This is a genomic window from Scytonema sp. HK-05, from assembly GCF_963872035.1.
Taxonomy (GTDB): Bacteria; Cyanobacteriota; Cyanobacteriia; order Cyanobacteriales; family Nostocaceae; genus Kalymmatonema.
Window position 1 is genome coordinate 61682 of sequence record NZ_CAWMYC010000096.1, and the last position, 19766, is coordinate 81447.

8 protein-coding genes are annotated in these 19766 nt (G+C 43.0%); all 8 read left to right on the forward strand.

The features are described from left to right. Positions 1 to 763: 763 nt before the first annotated feature. The 8 genes from AACT52_RS15200 (at position 764) to AACT52_RS15235 (ending at position 19471) form a co-directional block, all read left to right on the forward strand. Complete coding sequence (locus tag AACT52_RS15200; RefSeq protein WP_073631877.1) at positions 764 to 6364, forward strand: ATP-binding sensor histidine kinase; 5601 nt, start codon at positions 764 to 766, stop codon at positions 6362 to 6364. A 368-nt stretch (positions 6365 to 6732) separates the two neighbouring features. Further along, positions 6733 to 12813 carry an AAA family ATPase gene (locus AACT52_RS15205; RefSeq protein ID WP_073631880.1) on the forward strand — a complete coding sequence of 2027 codons (6081 nt, stop codon included), beginning with the start codon at positions 6733 to 6735 and terminating at the stop codon, positions 12811 to 12813. Continuing rightward, a complete protein-coding gene (locus AACT52_RS15210) occupies positions 12814 to 14478 on the forward strand; it encodes a hybrid sensor histidine kinase/response regulator (RefSeq protein WP_073631882.1) in 1665 nt (554 codons plus the stop codon). Beyond that, a complete protein-coding gene (locus AACT52_RS15215; protein ID WP_073631884.1) occupies positions 14471 to 14869 on the forward strand; it encodes a response regulator in 399 nt (132 codons plus the stop codon). The genes AACT52_RS15210 and AACT52_RS15215 overlap by 8 nt, the downstream gene beginning before the upstream one ends. Positions 14870 to 14878: 9 nt before the next feature. Beyond that, on the forward strand, positions 14879 to 16783 hold the full coding sequence (locus AACT52_RS15220) for a PAS domain S-box protein (RefSeq protein ID WP_073631885.1): 1905 nt from the start codon (positions 14879 to 14881) through the stop codon (positions 16781 to 16783). Positions 16784 to 16791: 8 nt separating this feature from the next. Then, a complete protein-coding gene (locus tag AACT52_RS15225) occupies positions 16792 to 17421 on the forward strand; it encodes a response regulator (protein ID WP_073631887.1) in 630 nt (209 codons plus the stop codon). 273 nt (positions 17422 to 17694) lie between these two features. Further along, positions 17695 to 18252, forward strand: coding sequence for a DsbA family protein (locus tag AACT52_RS15230; protein ID WP_073631889.1), 558 nt, complete (start codon positions 17695 to 17697; stop codon positions 18250 to 18252). Positions 18253 to 18565: 313 nt separating this feature from the next. Then, positions 18566 to 19471 carry an alpha/beta hydrolase gene (locus tag AACT52_RS15235; RefSeq protein ID WP_073631890.1) on the forward strand — a complete coding sequence of 302 codons (906 nt, stop codon included), beginning with the start codon at positions 18566 to 18568 and terminating at the stop codon, positions 19469 to 19471. Positions 19472 to 19766 lie beyond the last annotated feature (295 nt).

Here is a 19766-nt window from a genome sequence, read left to right on the forward strand (position 1 = left end):
AACTTTTTTCTGAGGGCATTGCACTTAAATGCCCCTATGCAGAAAACCTGGAAGTTAATAAATCCTCATTAGACATCTCCAGAAATTAATTTTGCGTTGTTTACAATCTTTGTAGAGACGCGCTGTTTGAAGCGTCTCTACATTGTTTTTCACCAGATGTCTATTCGTGACATACTCCTACACTGACTGAGTACAGTACAGTGTAGGCTTCTCAGCGACTCCCGGTATTCCGTCGGACATTAACTGAGCTTTAAGAAACTGAACCGTATTGATAGATACCCCTCCCTAACCCTCTCCTTACCAACGGGAGGGTTAGGGAGGGGTTTTACCCATGTGTTGCATTCTCTTTTTAAATTGGTATAAGTATTAAAACAGTAAACAGTGAACAGTGACCAAAAAACTGATAACTGATAACTGATAACTGATAAGTGGTAACTGTTAAATAAGACTTCCAGACATCCTTTTAGAATAATCGAGTAGAGCAAGCGAATCAATTAATCAAATGGCTGACACAACCCGGAATGGGGTTTGCTCCCTTCAACAGTGTCGGTCGAACGATTCTTTGAATTTTCAGCTTATGAAGATGATTTGCAAAGAGCAAGTCAAAGGCGTTAACATACCAAAGAAGATATTTTAGCGCAAGCAGAATTCGGCTCTCAAATTTTTGGAGTGGTTGCTTCTCTCGAGTTTTAATCAAGTCAATCGCTTGTCCTTTACGCAGTTTTTGCAATACAACCCATGACGCTCATCGGGAGAGAATTCAATGATTGCCCTATCTGGAATTGCGATCCAAAGCAAAATCTATGAGAGTTCAGCATCTCTAGTGTACCGGGGCATCAGAGTGCAAGATGAGCGATCGCTCGTTGTCAAAATGCTCAAGCAAGATTATCCCTCCGCTCAAGAACTGGTTCGCTACAGACAGGAATATGAAATTACCCGTTTCTTAAACCTCGAAGGAGTGGTCAAGGCATACAGCCAGCAGGAGTATCAACGCACTCTGGTTATTCTGTTAGAAGACTTTGGCGGCGAGTCTTTAGAGCAATGGATGCACAAGCACCCAAGCTTCTGCCCGATGCCCTTATCCACGTTTTTTTGTCTTGCCATCGAGCTTACAGATATTCTGGGCAGAATCCATGCAGCTAATGTCATTCATAAAGATATCAATCCTGGAAACATCGTCTTCAATCCGGATACTGGCGTTGTCAAAATTATTGACTTCGGGATTGCCACCCGCTTTAACCGCACGAATCCGACGTTCAAAAGCGCTCATGTTTTAGAAGGGACACTCGCCTACGTGTCTCCAGAGCAAACAGGGCGGATGAACCGTTTGCTCGATTATCGCACGGATTTTTACTCGCTCGGTGTAACGTTCTACGAACTGCTCACCGGACAGTTGCCGTTTGCAACAACGGATATACTTGAGCTAGTCCATTGTCATATTGCCAAACAACCAGTACCGCCGCATGAGGTGAATGCAACGATTCCCAAAGCAGTTTCAGATATGATTTTAAAACTGATGGCGAAAAATGCAGAGGATCGCTATCACAGTGCTTGGGGAATCAAAACGGATTTAGAAATCTATGCTCAGCAATTTTCAGAGACAGGGCAAATTAGGCACATTCAACTAGGGATGCAAGATGTTTCTGATCAGTTTCACATTCCTCAAAAACTATATGGACGAGAAGCAGAGATTGCAGCATTATTGGCAGCGTTTGACAGAGTGGCAGGAACGGGTAATGAAGAATTGAGAGTGCAGAATGAAGGAAATCCTCAATTCAACGTCGAAATGATGCTAGTCTCTGGCTATGCTGGAGTTGGCAAATCAGCGTTAGTCCAGGAACTCTATAAACCCATCACCCAAAAGCGCGGTTATTTTATCTCTGGTAAATTTGACCAATTAGGGCGCAATATTCCTTACAGCGCGCTTGTGGATGCCTTAAAAAAATTGGTGCAGCAATTGCTGAGTGAACCCAACGAACAGGTGCAACAGTGGCGAGCGCGCTTGCTCACAACCTTGGGCAGTAATGGACAACTCATCATCAATGTGATTCCGGAAGTTGAGTTAATTATTGGCAAGCAGCCACCGGTACCGGAAGTTGGGGCAACGGAAGCTCAAAATCGCTTTAATCGAGTCTTTCAGAAGTTTGTGCGGGTGTTTTGTTCTAAAGAACATCCGCTTGTAATCTTTTTAGATGATTTGCAGTGGATCGACTCCGCCACGCTGAAGTTAATCGAGTTGATGCTGCTGGATGAGCAAACCCAATCCCTATTTTTGATTGGAGCATATCGAGACAATGAAGTGACTCGAACCCATCCACTGGTATTAATGCTGGAGGGATTGCGAAAAGGCGGGGCAGTGCTTCAGGAGATTGTCCTGGCACCCTTAACGCTCTTGCCGTTAAGTCAGTTGATTGCCGAGACGCTGCATCAGGATGCTGACTCCGTTCGCTCTTTAGCCCAATTAGTGCTGCGTAAAACTGAGGGCAATCCCTTCTTTGTAGGTGAATTTTTGCGATCACTGTACAGTGAAAAGCTGTTGAACTTTAACCCCCCTCAATCCCCCACCCCCCTTTCATCCCCCCGAACTCCGGAGGGACAGAGGGGGGTAGGGGGGTGGCAGTGGAACATTGCTCAGATTGAAGCCCAGAATATTACCGATAATGTGGTGGAGTTGATGCTCCTCAAGTTAAAGAAATTACCAGAGAACACACAGCAAATTCTCCGGCTAGCAGCTTGTATTGGTGCCGAATTTAACTTAGATACCTTAGCGATCGTTTGTGAGCAATCCCCTAAAGCAGTTTCTCTAGATTTACTGGTAGCGATCCAAGCTGGATTAATTCAACCTCTATCTGAATTAGACGAGAACTTGTTGATTCAGAAGTATAAGTTTTTGCACGATCGCGTGCAGCAAGCAGCATATGCCTTAATTGATGAGTCGCACAAACAAGTTGTTCATCTTCAAATTGGTCGCAATCTACTAGAAAAAACTTTGCCAGAGCGAATATCAGACAGGGTGTTTGAAATTGTCGATCATCTAAATTATGGGATTGATTTGATCGCAGATCAACTCGAACGCAATGAAATTGCTAAATTAAATTTAATTGCAGGACAGAAAGCAAAGGCAGCGATCGCTTATAGTGTGGCTCAAAAATATTTAGCAAAAGCAAGAGTTTGGCTGGCAGCTTCTAGCTGGCAAACAGACTATGAACTGACATTAGAGTTATATGTAGAAACAACAGAAGTCGCGTATTTGTGTGGCGATTTTGAGCAGGTAGAATCCTGGGTGGCGATCGTTCTGCAAAAAGCCAAAACGGTTCTTGACAGTGTGAAAGTATATGAAGTCAAAATTCAAACTGACATTGCACAGAGTCAGCTATTAGAAGCAATCCATACAGCATTGCAAGTTTTGCAGCAATTGGGGATCAGTTTTCCCGAAAAGCTTAGTCAGATAGACATTCAGCTTGAAGTAGGTACGATTGCATCTCTCTTAAGTGAAAAACCAATCAAGGACTTAATCCATTTGCCCCATATGACTCGTCTGGACAAGTTAGCGGCAATGCGAATCCTATCAAAGATATCGATTTCTGCGTATATTGCTGCGCCTAATTTGATGCCTCTACTGGTATCTAAACAGGTTAACCTGTCAATCCAGTACGGTAATGCGTTGGTGTCTCCTTTTGCGTATGCCAACTTTGGGTTAATTCTTTGTGGAGTGGTCGGAGATATAGAGTCTGGCTATCAGTTTGGACAGCTTGCTTTAAGGATGTTGTCACAGTCGAACTCTCATTCACTTAAAGCCAGGACGTTGAACATTGTAAATAACTTCATCATCCACTGGAAAGAACATGCAAGAGTTCTATTGAAGCCATTACTAGAGGGTTATCAAAGTGGGCTGGAAACTGGAGATTTAGAGTTTGCCGCCTATTGCGCTTATACTTACTGTTTTCAATCCTATGCCAATGGAAAAGAACTCGTAGAAGTTGAACGCGATATGGTGATCTATGGTGAAGTAATCCATCAAATCAAACAGGAAACAGCACTCACCTGGAATCAAATATTTCGACAGACGATCATAAACTTGATGGGACGCTCAGTCAATTCAACTTGTCTCATTGGCGAATCCTACAATGAGGAGAATGAACTGCCACAATACGAAGCAGCAAATGATGGAAGCACTATCTTTGCTGTATATTTCAACAAACTTTTCCTATGCTACCTATTTTCTGAATATGCTCAAGCTGTTGAAAATGCAGCCCTAGCAGGGAATTATATAGCCCGATTAGCGGGCACTCCCCTTGAGCCTTTGTACTATTTCTATGATTCTCTAGCAAAACTTGCAACCTATCTCGATAGCAGTACTCAAGCACAGTCGGAAATTCTCAATAAAATTGCTGTTAGCCAGGAGAGAATGAAGCGATGGGCACAGTATGCACCCATGAATTATTTGCATAAATATCACTTAGTCGAGGCAGAGAAAGCGCGAGTTTTGGGTCGATTGCTTGAGGCAGAAGAATTCTACGAACAAGCAATTCTTGGGGCACAAGACAATGAGTATCTTCAAGAAGAAGCATTAGCCTATGAATTAGCTGCTAAGTTTTATCTACACCGGGGTCGGAAAAAGTTTGCCCAGCTCTACATGAAGGAAGCTCACTACTGCTATGAGCGCTGGGGAGCAACCGCGAAAGTAAGAGATTTAGAAACTCGTTATCCGCAGTTTTTTTCTCAATCGCCGCGTATGGTTGACACGCCAATCCGCTCAACTGCTAAAACCACCTCTAATAGCTCAGATATCGCTTTTGATTTAGCGGCGGTGATGAAAGCATCTCAGGCAATTTCTCGTGAAATTGAACTCGAGGCGTTGCTGACTTCCTTAATGCAGATCTTAATCGAGAACGCTGGCGCACAAACCGGATGCTTGATTTTGGAAAACTCAGGAGAATGGTTAGTTGAGGCTGCTTGTGAACTCAATGATGGTGAGAAGGTCTGTGCTACGCGAGTGCTGCAATCGATTCCAACGGCAAATTGCTTACCCGAATCAATTATTCAGTATGTGATCCGGACTCATGAATCTGTCATCTTAAATGATGCGACTCGTGAAGGTAATTTTATCAATGATCCATATATTCAGCACAACCAAACCCAATCACTTTTGTGTTTGCCGCTGCTAAATCAAACTAAGCTCGTGGGCGTGTTGTATCTAGAAAATCAATTAGCGGCTGGAGCGTTTACACCAGAGCGAAACTCCTTTGGAGACGCTACGCGATCGCAAGTTTTGCATCTGTTATCAACTCAAGCCGCCATTGCGATCGAAAATGCACGTCTCTATTCTAATTTAGAAACTAAAGTAGAGGAACGAACGCAAGAACTCTCACAAGCCCTCACCCATCTTAAATCTACCCAGGAAGAACTGATTCAATCAGAAAAAATGGCAGCACTGGGACAGCTGGTAGCTGGAGTGGCTCATGAAATTAATACCCCGCTAGGAGCTATTCGCTCCTCAATAGAGAATATTGCCAATTTCTTAATTGAAAACTTAGAACAGTTACCCACATTTTTCCAACATCTCACAAAACAGCGCCAGCAAGATTTCTTTGCTCTACTGCAAAAATCAACTCAACAAACGACTTCCTTATCTAGTAAAGAAAAACGTCAATTCAAAAAAGATTTGAAGCGTCAACTAGAGTCCCAGTCAATTGACAATGCCGATAGCCTTGCCAGTACCCTGGTAAATCTCGGTGTGTGCGATGATATTCAACCCTTTTTGCCATTGTTAAAAGCTCCAGATGTCCAAAAGTTTTTGAAAACCACTTATGATTTTGCTAGCGTTTGGAAAAGCACCAAAACCATTGGTGCCGCCACAGAACGTGCTGCAAAAGTGGTGTTCGCTTTGAAAACCTATGCTCATTACGACCATTTTGGGGAAAAAGTACAAGTAGATATCATTGAGGGAATTGAGACTGTACTAATCCTATATCACAACCAACTTAAACACGGCGTTAAAATAATTAGAAACTATACTGAATTACCCTCAATTTTATGCTATCCTGATGAACTAAATCAAGTTTGGGTAAATTTGATTCACAATGCCTTGCAAGCGATGGACTACAAGGGAACCTTGAGGATTGATGTGACGCGACAAGAGCTTTTTGTGCTGGTCAGCATTACCGATAATGGTAAGGGTATGCCTCCTGAGATTATACCAAAAATCTTTGAGCCATTCTTTACCACTAAACCTGCTGGTGAAGGTAGTGGCTTGGGATTAAATATTGTTAAGAAAATTATGGAAAAACATCAAGGAAAAATTTCGGTGGAGTCGAGAGTCGGTCAAACCACGTTTACTGTGTCTTTGCCTGTATGTAGGTAAGGTTTTAGAGAGATACAGCTAGGACTTAAGTTATTGATAAAAATAAAATTGATAAAAATATTAATAAAAATAAACATCCTACCATGTGCATCAATCCCTGTTTTTCTACAGCTATTTTCAGTTAATTGAACCACAAATTTTCCTAGGGGCACGGCACAGAACAGCCCCTACCTTGTAGTTTATTTACTTGAAAAGCGCTGTAAGGTATTGTTCAATAAAATTAATTTGAGGTGCTATAGCCCTTCTCACTTGGATGAAATACATATTTTATGGGGTGGGCATCCTGCCCGCCCTCAATTTAAGACCAGCGCCAATCCCATCCCACAATCCAAGGTTGTATTGCACTCAATTCCCGAACCGCTATAGTTATGATTTCCATACCTCACATTACGGTTACTACCAAAATCTACGAAAGCGCCAATTCTGTTGTTTATCGGGGCATTCGAGAACAGGATAACACAGCCGTTATCCTCAAGATGCTCAAGGAAGACTATCCCACCCCATCACAACTTACACGCTATAAGCAGGAATATGAAATTACCCATTCTTTGAATATCAGCGGAGTGGTTAAGGCTTACAACTTACAAGAATATCAAAGAACCTTAGTCATTATCTTAGAGGATTTTGGCGGCGAGTCTTTAGAGAAATTGATCCAGGAGTCGCCATTCGGGTATGACTCAATGCCCTTACCAGAATTTCTGAGCATTGCCCTCAAAATCACAGAAATTTTGAGCCAGATTCACGCCGCTAATATTATCCACAAAGACATTAACCCAGGCAACATTGTCAGCAATCCAGAAACTGGAATTGTCAAAATCATTGACTTTGGCATTTCTACCCAATTAAGCCGTACTCATCCTAATTTTAAGAATCCCAATATTTTAGAAGGCACTTTAGCCTATATGTCGCCGGAGCAAACGGGAAGGATGAACCGAATGCTGGATTATCGCACAGACTTTTACTCCCTTGGCGTCACCTTTTATAAATTGCTGACTGGGCAACTGCCTTTTGTGACTAATGATGTGCTGGAATTAGTGCATTGTCATATTGCCAGACAGCCCGTTTCACCCCATGAGGTAAATTCAAAGATTCCCGAAGTCGTTTCAGCCATTGTCATGAAGTTGATGGCAAAAAATGCTGAGGAGCGATACCAAAGTACCTGGGGAATCAAAGCTGATTTGTCGGAATGTTTAACCCAATTACAAGCATCAGGAACTATCTCAGGATTTCCTCTTGGCACTCAAGATATTTCTGACAAGTTTCAAATCCCGCAGAAACTTTACGGACGTGAGGCGGAAGTTGAAACATTACTGGCTGCATTTGAGCGAGTAGCAGCAGGGAGGAGTGGGAGACAAGGAGAGAGGGAGACAAGCCAAAATTCGGGAATTGAAATGATGCTAGTTGCAGGTTATTCCGGTATTGGTAAGTCAGCACTAGTGCAAGAAATTTATAAGCCCATTACCCAAAAGCGCGGCTATTTCATTTCTGGCAAATTTGACCAATTTCAGCGGAATATTCCTTATAGTGCTATAGTTAGTGCCTTTGCTGGATTGGTGCGGCAACTGCTAAGTGAAAGTGAAGTGCAACTGCAACAATGGCGAGCAAGAATATTAGCGGCTTTGGGGGTTAACGGTCAAGTCATTATTGATGTCATTCCTGAGGTCGAACTCATTATCGGCAAACAGCCAGCTGTGCCAGAAGTCGGGTCAACCGAGTCGCAAAACCGTTTTAATATAGTCTTTGAAAAGTTTATAAGAGTATTCTGTAGGAAAGAGCATCCTTTGGTCATCTTTCTGGACGATTTGCAGTGGGTAGACTCGGCGACTCTCAAATTAATTCAGTTGATGATGACGGATAGCGAGTCGCAATACCTTTTTCTGATTGGAGCGTATCGAGATAACGAAGTTAACCGAAATCATCCATTAATGATGACGCTTGAAGGGCTAATAAAAGAAAGGGTAGATATCAACCAGATTAGGTTAGCACCTTTAAAACAAGAGCATATTAGTCACCTAATTGCCGACACATTATATAGTGACACTAGCACGAGTTTACCCTTGTCTGAGTTGCTGTTGCGTAAAACTGGTGGTAATCCTTTCTTTGTGAATGAGTTTCTCAAAACCCTCTATGCGGAAAACCTTATTACCTTTACCCTCCCTGAGAATTTGCAACTAGAGTTTGAGATAAAAAATCCACAATCTAATTCGCTCCTTAGCTTTCACGGAGAGTTTCCAAAGGAAAAACGCAAACGCTCGCTCCAAAATCGAAAATGGTATTGGGAACTGGCTCAAATTGAAGCAAAAGACATCACCGACAATGTGGTGGAGTTGATGATTAGCAAGTTGAAAAAACTGCCAGATGCCACGCAGCAGGTTTTACGCTTAGCAGCTTGTGTTGGCGCTGAATTTGACTTAAACACCCTTGCAATTATTTGTGAAAAATCGCCTAGAGGAACTTTCCTAGACTTAGCAGCGGCACTTCATTCAGGGTTGATTTCGCCCATATCAGAGTTAGATGAAGACCTATTAATTCAAAATTATAAATTTCTGCACGACCGGGTGCAACAAGCTGCTTATGCCTTGGTTGAGGAGTCGCAAAACCAAGCGATTCACTTACAAATTGGTAGTTTGCTATTACATAATAGCAAACCGGAAACGTTATTAGACAAGATATTTAAAATTGCCGATCATCTTAATCTTGGCATTAAACTTGTTACTGAGCAAGAAAAACGAGATGAAATAGCCAAATTAAATTTGATGGCAGGTCAGAAAGCAAAAGCCGCTACAGCTTATGATGCTGCCAAAAGATATTTAACTACAGCAATAGAATTGCTGCCGCTTAATAGTTGGCAACGTCAGTATGACCTCACTTTGGCTTTACATGAGTCAGCCGCAGAAGCAGCGTACTTGTGTGGTCACTTCGAGGAGATGGAAAGATGGGTAAACGTTGTCCTGCAACAAGCAAAAACTATTCTAGACAAAGTGAAAGCTTATGAAGTTAAACTTCAAACCTGCATGGCGCAAAGCCAGCCGTTGAAAGCAGTCAATACTGGGTTGCAAGTTTTGCAGCAACTGGGAATCAGTTTTCCCGAAGCGCCCAGTCACTCGGATATCTACTTAGAAATAGACACAATTACATCCCTTTTGAGTAAGAAACCGATTGGGGACTTGCTCCATTTGCCGGAAATGACTGAGCCAGACAAATTGGTAGCGATGCGAATCCTATTAAGGATAATAATTGCTGCTCATATTGCTGCTCCCGATCTGATGCCTCTATTTGCATCTAAACAGGTTAACTTGTCAATCCAGTATGGCAATGCCTTTGTATCTCCCTTTGTGTATGCCATTTTTGGGTCAATTCTTTGTGGAAGGGTCGGAAACATAGAGTTTGGCTATCAGTTTGGACAGCTGGCTCTAAAGTTGTTGTCACAGCCGAATACCCATTTACTCAGAGCTCGGACATTGCATCTGGTAAATTACTTCATCATCCACTGGAAAGAACATGTTAGAGAATCACTGGAGCCATTACTAGAAGGTTATCAAAGTGGGCTGGAAATTGGGGATTTAGAGTTTGCTGCTTATTGCGCTCACGGTTACTGCTTCCAAGCCTTTGTTGTCGGAAAAGAACTTGTGGAACTGGAACGCGAAATGACAACATATAGTGAAGCAATTCGTCAAATCAAAGAGAAAATACCACTAACCTGGCTTCAATTACTTCAGCAATATGTCTTAAATTTGATGGGATGCTCGGTCAATCCAACTCGTCTGATTGGCGAATCCTACAACGAGGAGAATGAACAGCCACAACACGAAATAGATGGAACCGTAACTTTTCTGGTACATTTCAACAAACTTTTACTATGCTATTTATTTTCTGAGTATTCTCAGGCAGTTGAAAACTCAATCATAACGGAAAGTCACTTGATCCAAGCAATAGGGTGTCCCCTTGAGCCTTTGTACTATCTCTATGACTCTCTGGCAAAACTAGCAACATATCCCTCCTACAGCACTCAAACGCAGGAAGAAATCCTCAAAAAGGTTGCCCTTAGCCAGGAGAAAATGAAACAATGGGCACATTATGCGCCAATGAATTATTTGCATAAATATAATCTAGTGCAAGCAGAGACGGCACGAGTTCTAGGTCAGTTGCTTGAAGCAGAAGAATTCTACGAACAAGCTATCCAAGGAGCCAGGGAAAATGGATATATCCAAGAAGAAGCATTAGCCTATGAATTAGCTGCTAAATTTTACCTATTTCGGGGTAGAGAAAAAATTGCTCAAACCTACATGAAGGAAGCACATTACTGCTACGATCGCTGGGGAGCAACTGCGAAAGTAAGAGATTTAGAAACTCGCTATCCGCAGTTCTTTCCTCAGCCGTCGGGCATGGCTCACACGCCAATCCACACAGCTTCTAGAACGACGTCTAGTAGTTCAGACAGCGCTTTAGATTTAGCTACAGTGATGAAAGCATCCCAAGCGATTTCTGGTGAAATTTTTCTCGATAAGTTACTCAGTTCCTTGATGAAGATTCTCATTGAGAACGTCGGGGCGCAAACAGGCTTTCTCATTTTGGACAAAGCAGGGAAATTGGTAATTGAAGCTTCTGGCGAGGTAGATTCTAACGCCAGATCTGGCAAGTCTGGCACTATAAAGGTGTTGCAGTCAATTCCTATTGACAACCGTCTACCTGCATCAGTCATCAACTATGTCGTTCGTACTAAAGAAAGTGTTGTCTTGAATGATGCAACTCGTGAGGGTAATTTTACACTTGACCCTTATATCAAAGAGCATCAGACCAAATCTATTTTATGTGTACCACTTGTCAATCAAGGGCATTTAGGTGGCGTTGTATATTTGGAGAATAATCTGATAACAAATGCCTTTACCCCTGCTAGGTTAGAAGTCTTAAAACTTTTATCATCTCAAGCGGCAATATCAATTGAAAATGCTCGTCTATATACCGATTTAGAATCAGCCAACATCACCCTAGAAGCAAAAGTAGAACAGCGAACGCTGGAATTACAGGAAAAAAATCTGCATCTGCAGAAAGCGGAAGATGCTGCACAATCTGCCAACCGTGCCAAGAACGAATTTCTTGCCAATATGAACCATGAATTGAGAACACCACTCAACGGCATTTTGGGTTATACTCAAATCCTTAAACGAGACAAAAGTTTAAGCGGTTCGCAAAAAGATAGTCTTAACATCATTTATCAGTGTAGCAACCACCTACTCAACCTAATTAATGACATTTTAGACCTCTCCAAAATTGAAGCCCGGAAAATGGAACTTTACCCAAGCCATTTTCGTTTTCCGGAATTTATCAAAGAAATTACGGAAATTTGTCACATTCGGGCTGAAGAAAAAGGAATTTTCTTGATTTACGAGCCCCTCACCCCACTGCCTATGGGTGTTCAAGGCGATGAGAAGCGGTTGCGACAAGTATTGATTAATTTACTCGGCAATGCCGTCAAATTTACTGAAATCGGCAGAGTAACCTTCAAAGTTGGGTATTATGACGGCAAGATGAGATTTCAGGTAGAAGATACAGGCATTGGCATAGCAACTGAGCAATTAGAAAAAATATTTTTGCCCTTTCATCAGGTGGAATACCACAGTCACAAAATTGAAGGAACAGGATTGGGACTGACAATTAGCCGTCAATTAGTTCAGATGATGGGTGGCGACTTGAAGGTAAAGAGTACTTTAGGAAAAGGAAGCGTTTTCTTCTTTGAGTTAGATTTGGCGGAAGTTGAGCAACCGACTTATGTTAACCAAGGAGAACAACGTACAATTATTGGTTACAAAGGTGAAAAACGTAAAGTTTTGGTAGCAGACGATAAATGGGAAAATCGCTCAGTCCTGGTCGGTATGCTGCAACCTTTAGGGTTTGAAATTGCGTCAGCAACGGATGGTCAGGATTGTTTAAATAAGGCGCGTGAATTAAAACCTGATGTTATTTTGATGGACTTGAAAATGCCGATAATGAGCGGGTTAGAAGCTACCCGTCAGATTCGGCAGTTGCAACTCAATGTGGCGGTGATTGCTACCTCAAGCAGCGTTTTTGATTTCGAGCAACAAAAAAGTTTTGAGGCAGGTTGCAATGATTTTCTCTCTAAACCCATACTGTTAGAGGAGCTTTTAGAAAAGTTACGGCTTTACCTGAAACTGGAATGGATTTATGAAGAAACTAATGTTGCTCAAGCCAGCAACACCCTTGCAACACAGAGATTGGAAACAAAACCTCTAGTTGCACCGCCACCAGAGGAAATCGCTGTCCTGTTTGACCTAGCAGTCATCGGCGACCTCAAAGGTATTGTTCAGCTCGCTGAACACCTGGAATTGAATGAAGAATGGATACCATTTGCCTCCCATTTGCGTCAATTAGCCAAAGGTTTTAAAGAGCTACAACTCCAGGAATTTATCAAACAATATAGGAGAGAGTAAATGACTGGAGTAGCCAATGAAAAAGGTATCATTTTAATAGTAGATGACACGCCTGCTAGTTTAGGAATACTGTTTGAATTTTTCTCCGACTCTGGCTTCAGAGTTTTGGTAGCTGAAAATGGCGAAAGTGCTCTTAACAAAGTCAAATATGCTCTTCCCGATCTCATTCTCTTAGACGTACTTATGCCTGGAATAGATGGGTTTGAAACTTGTCGCCGCTTGAGAGCATCGCCACCAACTCAAGACATCCCAGTGATTTTTATGACCGCACTTTCTGAAACGGTGGATAAAGTCAGAGGTTTAAGTTTTGGGGCGGTGGATTACATCACTAAGCCAGTAGATGCTGAAGAGGTTTTAGCCCGTGTCACGGTTCACCTGAGTCTACGACACATGACCAAGAGACTAAAAGAGCAGAATGAACGTCTGGAACAGGAGATTAAAGAACGCGATCGCGCGGAGTCAGCCCTCAGAAAACTTACATTGGAGTTAGAAAGACGCGTAGAGGAAAGAACTGCTGAAATTTCCCATTCTAATCAACTGCTCGCCCAATCGAATCAAATGCTGCAACAGGAAATCGCAGAACGCCTACAAGCAGAAGCCGAATTGGAGCGATCGCGTTCTTCATTGCAAACCAAAGCCCAACTGCTAGAACAAGCTTTGAACAAACTCCAGCGCACTCAGGCTCAAATAATTGAATCCGAAAAAATGACAGCCCTAGGACAACTGATTGCCGGGGTGGCTCATGAAGTGAATAACCCAGTAGGCGCAATTCGCTCATCTGTGGTAAATATTTCCGAATTCTTGACTGAAAACCTCAAACAGTTACCCGAATTTTTTCAAGGACTCTCAAGAGAACGTCAGCAGGATTTTTTTGCTCTACTGCAAAAATCAACTCAACAAACGACTTCCTTATCTAGTAAAGAAAAACGTCAATTTAAAAAAGATTTGAAGCATCAACTAGAGTTGCAGTCGATTGAAAATGCTGATACCCTTGCTAGTACCCTGGTAAATATCGGTGTGTATGACGATATTCAACCCTTTTTGCCATTGTTACAGGACCCACAGAGCGAAAATATCTTAAAAACTGCTTATCAATTTGCTACAGTACAGAGAAGCACGATAACCATCGCCGCTGCCACAGAAAAAGCTACCAAAATCGTATCTGCCCTAAAAATCTATGCCCGCTATGACCATTCGGGGTTAAAAGTACAGGCAAATATCATTGAGGGAATTGAGACTGTATTAATACTTTATCATAACCAAATTAAACACGGGGTGGAAGTCATTAAACACTATGGTGAATCGCCGTCGCTCTGGTGCTATCCCGATGAACTCAACCAAGTTTGGACAAATCTCATCCACAATGCCCTGCAAGCGATGAACAACAACGGAACCTTAACGATTGATGTGACACGGCAAACTGCGAATTTGCTGGTTAGCATCACCGATAATGGCAAAGGTATCCCTCCTGAGATTATGCCAAGAATTTTTGAGCCATTTTTTACTACAAAACCTCCTGGGGAAGGCAGTGGTTTGGGATTGGATATCGTCAAGAATATTGTTGCAAAACATCAAGGAAAAATTGAAGTGTCCTCGAAGCCTGGTAATACTACATTTACCGTATCATTGCCCATTAATCTAAACGAGGAGACTAGCGATGGTTAAGTCAGCGATTTTATGTGTTGATGATGAGACAGTGGTATTAGAGAGTCTTGAGCTAGAACTCCGAAGAGCCTTTGATGATGTTTACCTGTATGAATTTGCTGAAAGTGCCGAAGAAGCCCTGGAACTCCTTCAGGAACTTATAGAGGATGAGATAGAAATCATAGTAATTATCTCTGATTGGTTAATGCCCGGTATGAAGGGAGATGAATTTCTGATCGTTATTCATAAAGAATATCCAAATATTACTACAATATTGCTAACAGGACAAGCTAATAAAGAAGCAATTGAACGAGCTATCACTCAAGCTAACTTATATGCTTGTTTGCCAAAACCTTGGAATAATAAGAAACTCATTGAAACCATTAAGTCTGGCATAGCACAAAATGAGTGACTAAACCTTATGAGTAAACCTGTCATTATATGTGTTGATGACGAACAGACAATCCTTGATAGTCTGGAAGTAGAGCTGCAAAAAGCCCTAGGAGATGAATACCTCATTGAAACGGCCCAATCCAGTGAAGAAGCGCTACAGTTAGTATCAGAATTGCTAGACGAACAGTATGAAGTTCCTCTAGTCATTGCTGATTACTTCATGCCTAATATTAAAGGGGATGAATTATTAAAGCGTATTCATGCCATCTCGCCCAAAACCCTGAAAATTATGCTGACAGGGCAAGCCAGCCTGGAAGCAGTGGGTAATGCAATCAAGTATGCCAAACTATATCGTTACATTGCCAAACCCTGGGAAACTGAAGATCTGAGATTGACAGTAAAAGAAGCAGTGAATAGCTATCTTCAGGATAAAAAGTTAGCTCAACAAAATGCCCAACTACAGCAAATGAATCAGGACTTCGCAAAATTAACTTGCGAACAAGCTGTACTGATCACCAAACTTCAGGAGAACGAAAGCCGCTTGATACAGTTTTTGGAAGCGATGCCAGTGGGTGTGGGAGTGTTGGATGCAGAAGGCAAACCTTACTACATTAATCAGAAGGCAAAAAACATATTCGGTAAAGAAGTCAAGTGGGATGCTACTAACGAGGAATTGTCGGAAATTTATCAAGTCTATAAAGCCGGCACTCATCAGGAGTACCCTATAGAGAACTTGCCTCTGGTGCAGGCATTAAGGGGCAAAAGTGCAACAGCTAATGACATAGAAATCCATAAAAACGGCAAGATTATCACTTTAGAGACTCGGGCAACGCCTATCTATGATGCTAAAGGCAACATTGCCTATGCTATCGACGCCGTTGAGGATATTACGGAACGCAAACAGGCTGAAAAAGTCTTGGCAGATTATAATCAGACTTTAGAGAAGCAGGTCGTTGAGCGGACTTTGGAAGTGCGGCAGCAAAAAGAACTTTTGCAAACTATCTTTGACCACATCCCCGTTATGGTGGTTCTTTATGATGCAAAAGGTCGCATTCAATTAGTCAACCGGGAGTTAGAACGCCTCCTGGGTTGGTCTAATTTAGAATTAGAAGAGCTTGACCAATTAGGAGAATATTATCTTGACCTGGAGTGTCGCCAGCAGGTTGTGGAACACGCGATCGCAGCCACTGGAAAATGGCAGGACTTCAAAATCAGGACTCAAGACGGTAGCTATGTAGAGACTTCCTGGGCAGGTATTAGGCTGAGTCACGGTATGAGTATCGGTATTGGGCAGGACATTACCGCTCGCAAACAGGCTGAAGCAGCGTCTGTTGTGGAAGAACGTAACCGCATGGCACGGGAAATCCACGACATTTTAGCGCAATCGTTTACTGGGATTATACTGCATATTCAAGCAGCAACACAAGTGCTAACGGATGATTTAGAAGCGACAGAAGCACATCTGGAAATGATTGATGAATTAGCACGAATCGGACTTGCCGAGGCTCGTCGCTCAGTGGCAGCACTCCGTCCCCAGCTATTGGAGGAGGGCAATTTACATAGTGCCCTTCATTGCCTCGTGACTCAAATGAGAGCCGCTACCGATACAGCGCTTTGTTACGAGATTAAGGGTATAGCCTATCCCTTACCCGTCGAAGTTGAGAGTAACTTACTGCGGATGGGGCAGGAAGCTTTGACTAATGCCATTAAACACGCTCATGCTGGCGAAATTCGCGTTGAGTTAGTGTACGAAAAAACACAGTGTGTTTTGCGTGTTAAGGACAACGGGCAAGGGTTTGGAGTCGGTAACATCCCTAGCAGCGGATTTGGATTGCTAGGAATGAGCGAACGGGCAGAGCGCATTGGAGCGCAATTGATGATAAGGAGCCAGCCTGAACAGGGAACAGAAATTGTTGTGATTGTAAATCGATGAGCATAATGATGAGCCAAGCTACCACAATTCGTGTTCTCATCGTTGATGATCATTCCATTGTCAGACAAGGATTGGCAACCATCATTAACCGCGATCCAGAAATGACGGTGATTGCTCAAGCAGAAGATGGACAACAGGCGATCGAGTGTTTTCGTGAATTCCGACCAGATGTGACGCTGATGGATTTACGAATGCCCCAAGTCGGAGGGGTTGAAGCCATTAGTACGATTTGTGCTGAATTTGAACCTGCCCGAATTATTGTGCTAACGACCTACGATGGGGATGAAGATATTTATCGCGGATTGCACGCAGGTGCTCAAGGCTATCTGCTCAAGGATGCTAAATCTAACGAGCTTCTAAGTGCGATTCGCACAGTTCATCGCGGTCAGCAGTATATTCCATCATCCGTGGGGGCAAAACTGGTGCAGCGAATGAGCAATCCAGAACTGAGTGAGCGAGAGCTAGAGGTACTCCGTTTAATGGCCCAAGGGATGAGTAATATAGAAATTGGCACCGCTTTGAGTATCGGTGAAAGTACTGTCAAATCTCATGTTAATCGAATTTTAAGTAAATTGGGAGTCAATGATCGTACTCAAGCGGTGATTGTTGGAGTTAGACGAGGAATTGTCAGTTTGTAAGTTTGTAAGCAATTGTACTAAGGTTTGAATTAGGATTCCAACTTGAGTTGCAGCGAGCCTTCCATTTTGAGATGGAATGATTGATCAATCATTCTATTGTGCAAAAGTTTCAACTCTTAGTGGACGACAAGTTCGAGTCAATTGCATATATTGAATTCATGCAAACATTGATAGCAATTTAGTTGCAAAATCTAAATTTGTTTTACACAGATCACAGAAAGAGGGTCGTATGGTGATCGGTTGCGATGAGCATTCTTTCCCTCGGAGGTATCAGTGAGTTCTGACCGTGACCACAGTTCGTTATTCGTCCCACCTTCAACACAAGATCACATACAAGGTGTGCTAAGTGCCACCGTGGTGCTGGTGATGTATGGGGACTATGAATGTTCTCAGAGTGCAGATGTTTATAGGCTGATTAAAGTTATTCAACGACAGCTTAGTGTTTCTTTTGGAGAGAATTATTTGTCCTTGATCTTCCGTCATTTTCCGCAGATACAAATCCATTCTCATGCTCAGCGTGCGGCTGAAGCGGCTGAAGCGGCTGCTGCTCAAGGTCAGTTTTGGCAGATGCATGACATTTTGTGTACTTATCAACAAAAGTTGGAAAACGGCGATCTTGTCGAGTATGCCAATAATCTAGGACTTGATGTTTGCCAATTTCTACAAGATATGTCTAAACAAGTGTACATCAATCGCATCAATGAAGATATCGAAAGTGGATTACACAGTGGAGTCACCACTGCCCCGGCACTATTTATTAATGGAATTCGCTATATTGGTCGCTGGAATATCGAGCAGTTGATGGCAGCCATTGTCGCTGCAAGTCATTAGACCTCTTCTTAATAAGGAGAGGCTACCGAAGGCTACTGAAGTTCTTCGTTTTTTATAAGTGTTGATTCCGACATGATATCAGATTGATTTTTTTGGCGATTTCTCTTTTCATCATGCACTCACTGCTATTGTACAAGAGATAGCCCTTGTTGCTTCAACAAACTTATCCTTTTCAAGCTGACGGTATCCGTCACCCTAAGACAATCTCGATTCACGGTAGTCGAGCCACAATATAGGCAAATCATTATGAAAAACAAATAACTTTCAGTTCGTTACGTCTGAAGCTATCCCAGAAATCAGAAAGTAAGCAGCTATGCAAAGAAGAACCAGTTTTGAAAGTAAAGGTCTAAAGTGCTCTGTCACGTTTTACACTCCAGATAAAGTCGTATCCGGCGATCGCTGCCCGGCGATTGTCATGGCTCATGGAATTGGGCTGATCAAAGAGATGGGTCTGCCGCAGTTTGCTGAGCTCTTCGTTCAAGCTGGCTTTGTCGTCTCGCTATTCGATTATCGCTACCTTGGTGGCAGTGAGGGAGAGCCTCGTGGGCAAATCATCCCTGCCGAGCAGCATGAGGACTTCCGCAATGCGATCACGTGGACTCAGCTACAAAGCGAAGTTGACCCTGAGCGCATAGGTGTGTGGGGCTTCTCCTATAGCGGCGGTCACGTGCTGCATCTGGCTGCATTTGATCCGCGCGTGAAAGCAGTCGTGGCACAGATGCCTACAGTAAATGCGTTTCTCAACTCCCGCCGCCTGACCTCTCCACTTGAACTCGATGAACTCACGAAGCTGCTTTCACAAGACCGGATAAAACGGTATCAAACCTCAGAGGTGAACTACTTCCCCTTGGTTGCCCCGCCCGGTCAACCCTGCTTCCTTGCGACGCCCGATGCGTTCAATTGGGTTGAATCGACCAAAAGCGCGAGCGAAGGAACATGGGAAAATCGACTCACCTTTGAATCGATTGAACACTGTCTCTATTACGAACCTGTTCCTCACATCGAGGCGATCTTTCCCACCCCGCTATGCCTGATTGTGGGCGAGAAGGACTTTCTTGCATCTCCCGACCTGACCGCTGCTGTCCATGCGCGTGCGATGGAGCCGAAGTCTCTCACAATCTTGAAGGGCGGACACTTTGACGGCTTCCAGGGAGAGGGCTTCGAGATTGCAAGTACAACTGCGTTGAGATGGTTCGAGAAATATTTGAAGCAGGCTTGAAGCACTTGTTTTAGAAGCTGCCGTTCACGCACAAATGCACCAAGTTTATACCTATCTAAGTCGTCAATGCGCCAAGCGATCCTGCTCGGCTGATTAAAGCAGTGGGTACGCTCTCTGAGGCAGAAACACCAGACATGGCGGTGCTTGAGCGCATTTCCGCCGAACTCGGTGACGAAACTCTCGGTCCGCCCGGAACCCTACCCTCCGCTTGATGCTATGAGAACATAGCAATCCTCGAGAGTCCAGAACAAAAAATTAAACCCCTGATTTTGCCTTAAGCTGGGCTACCAATCTG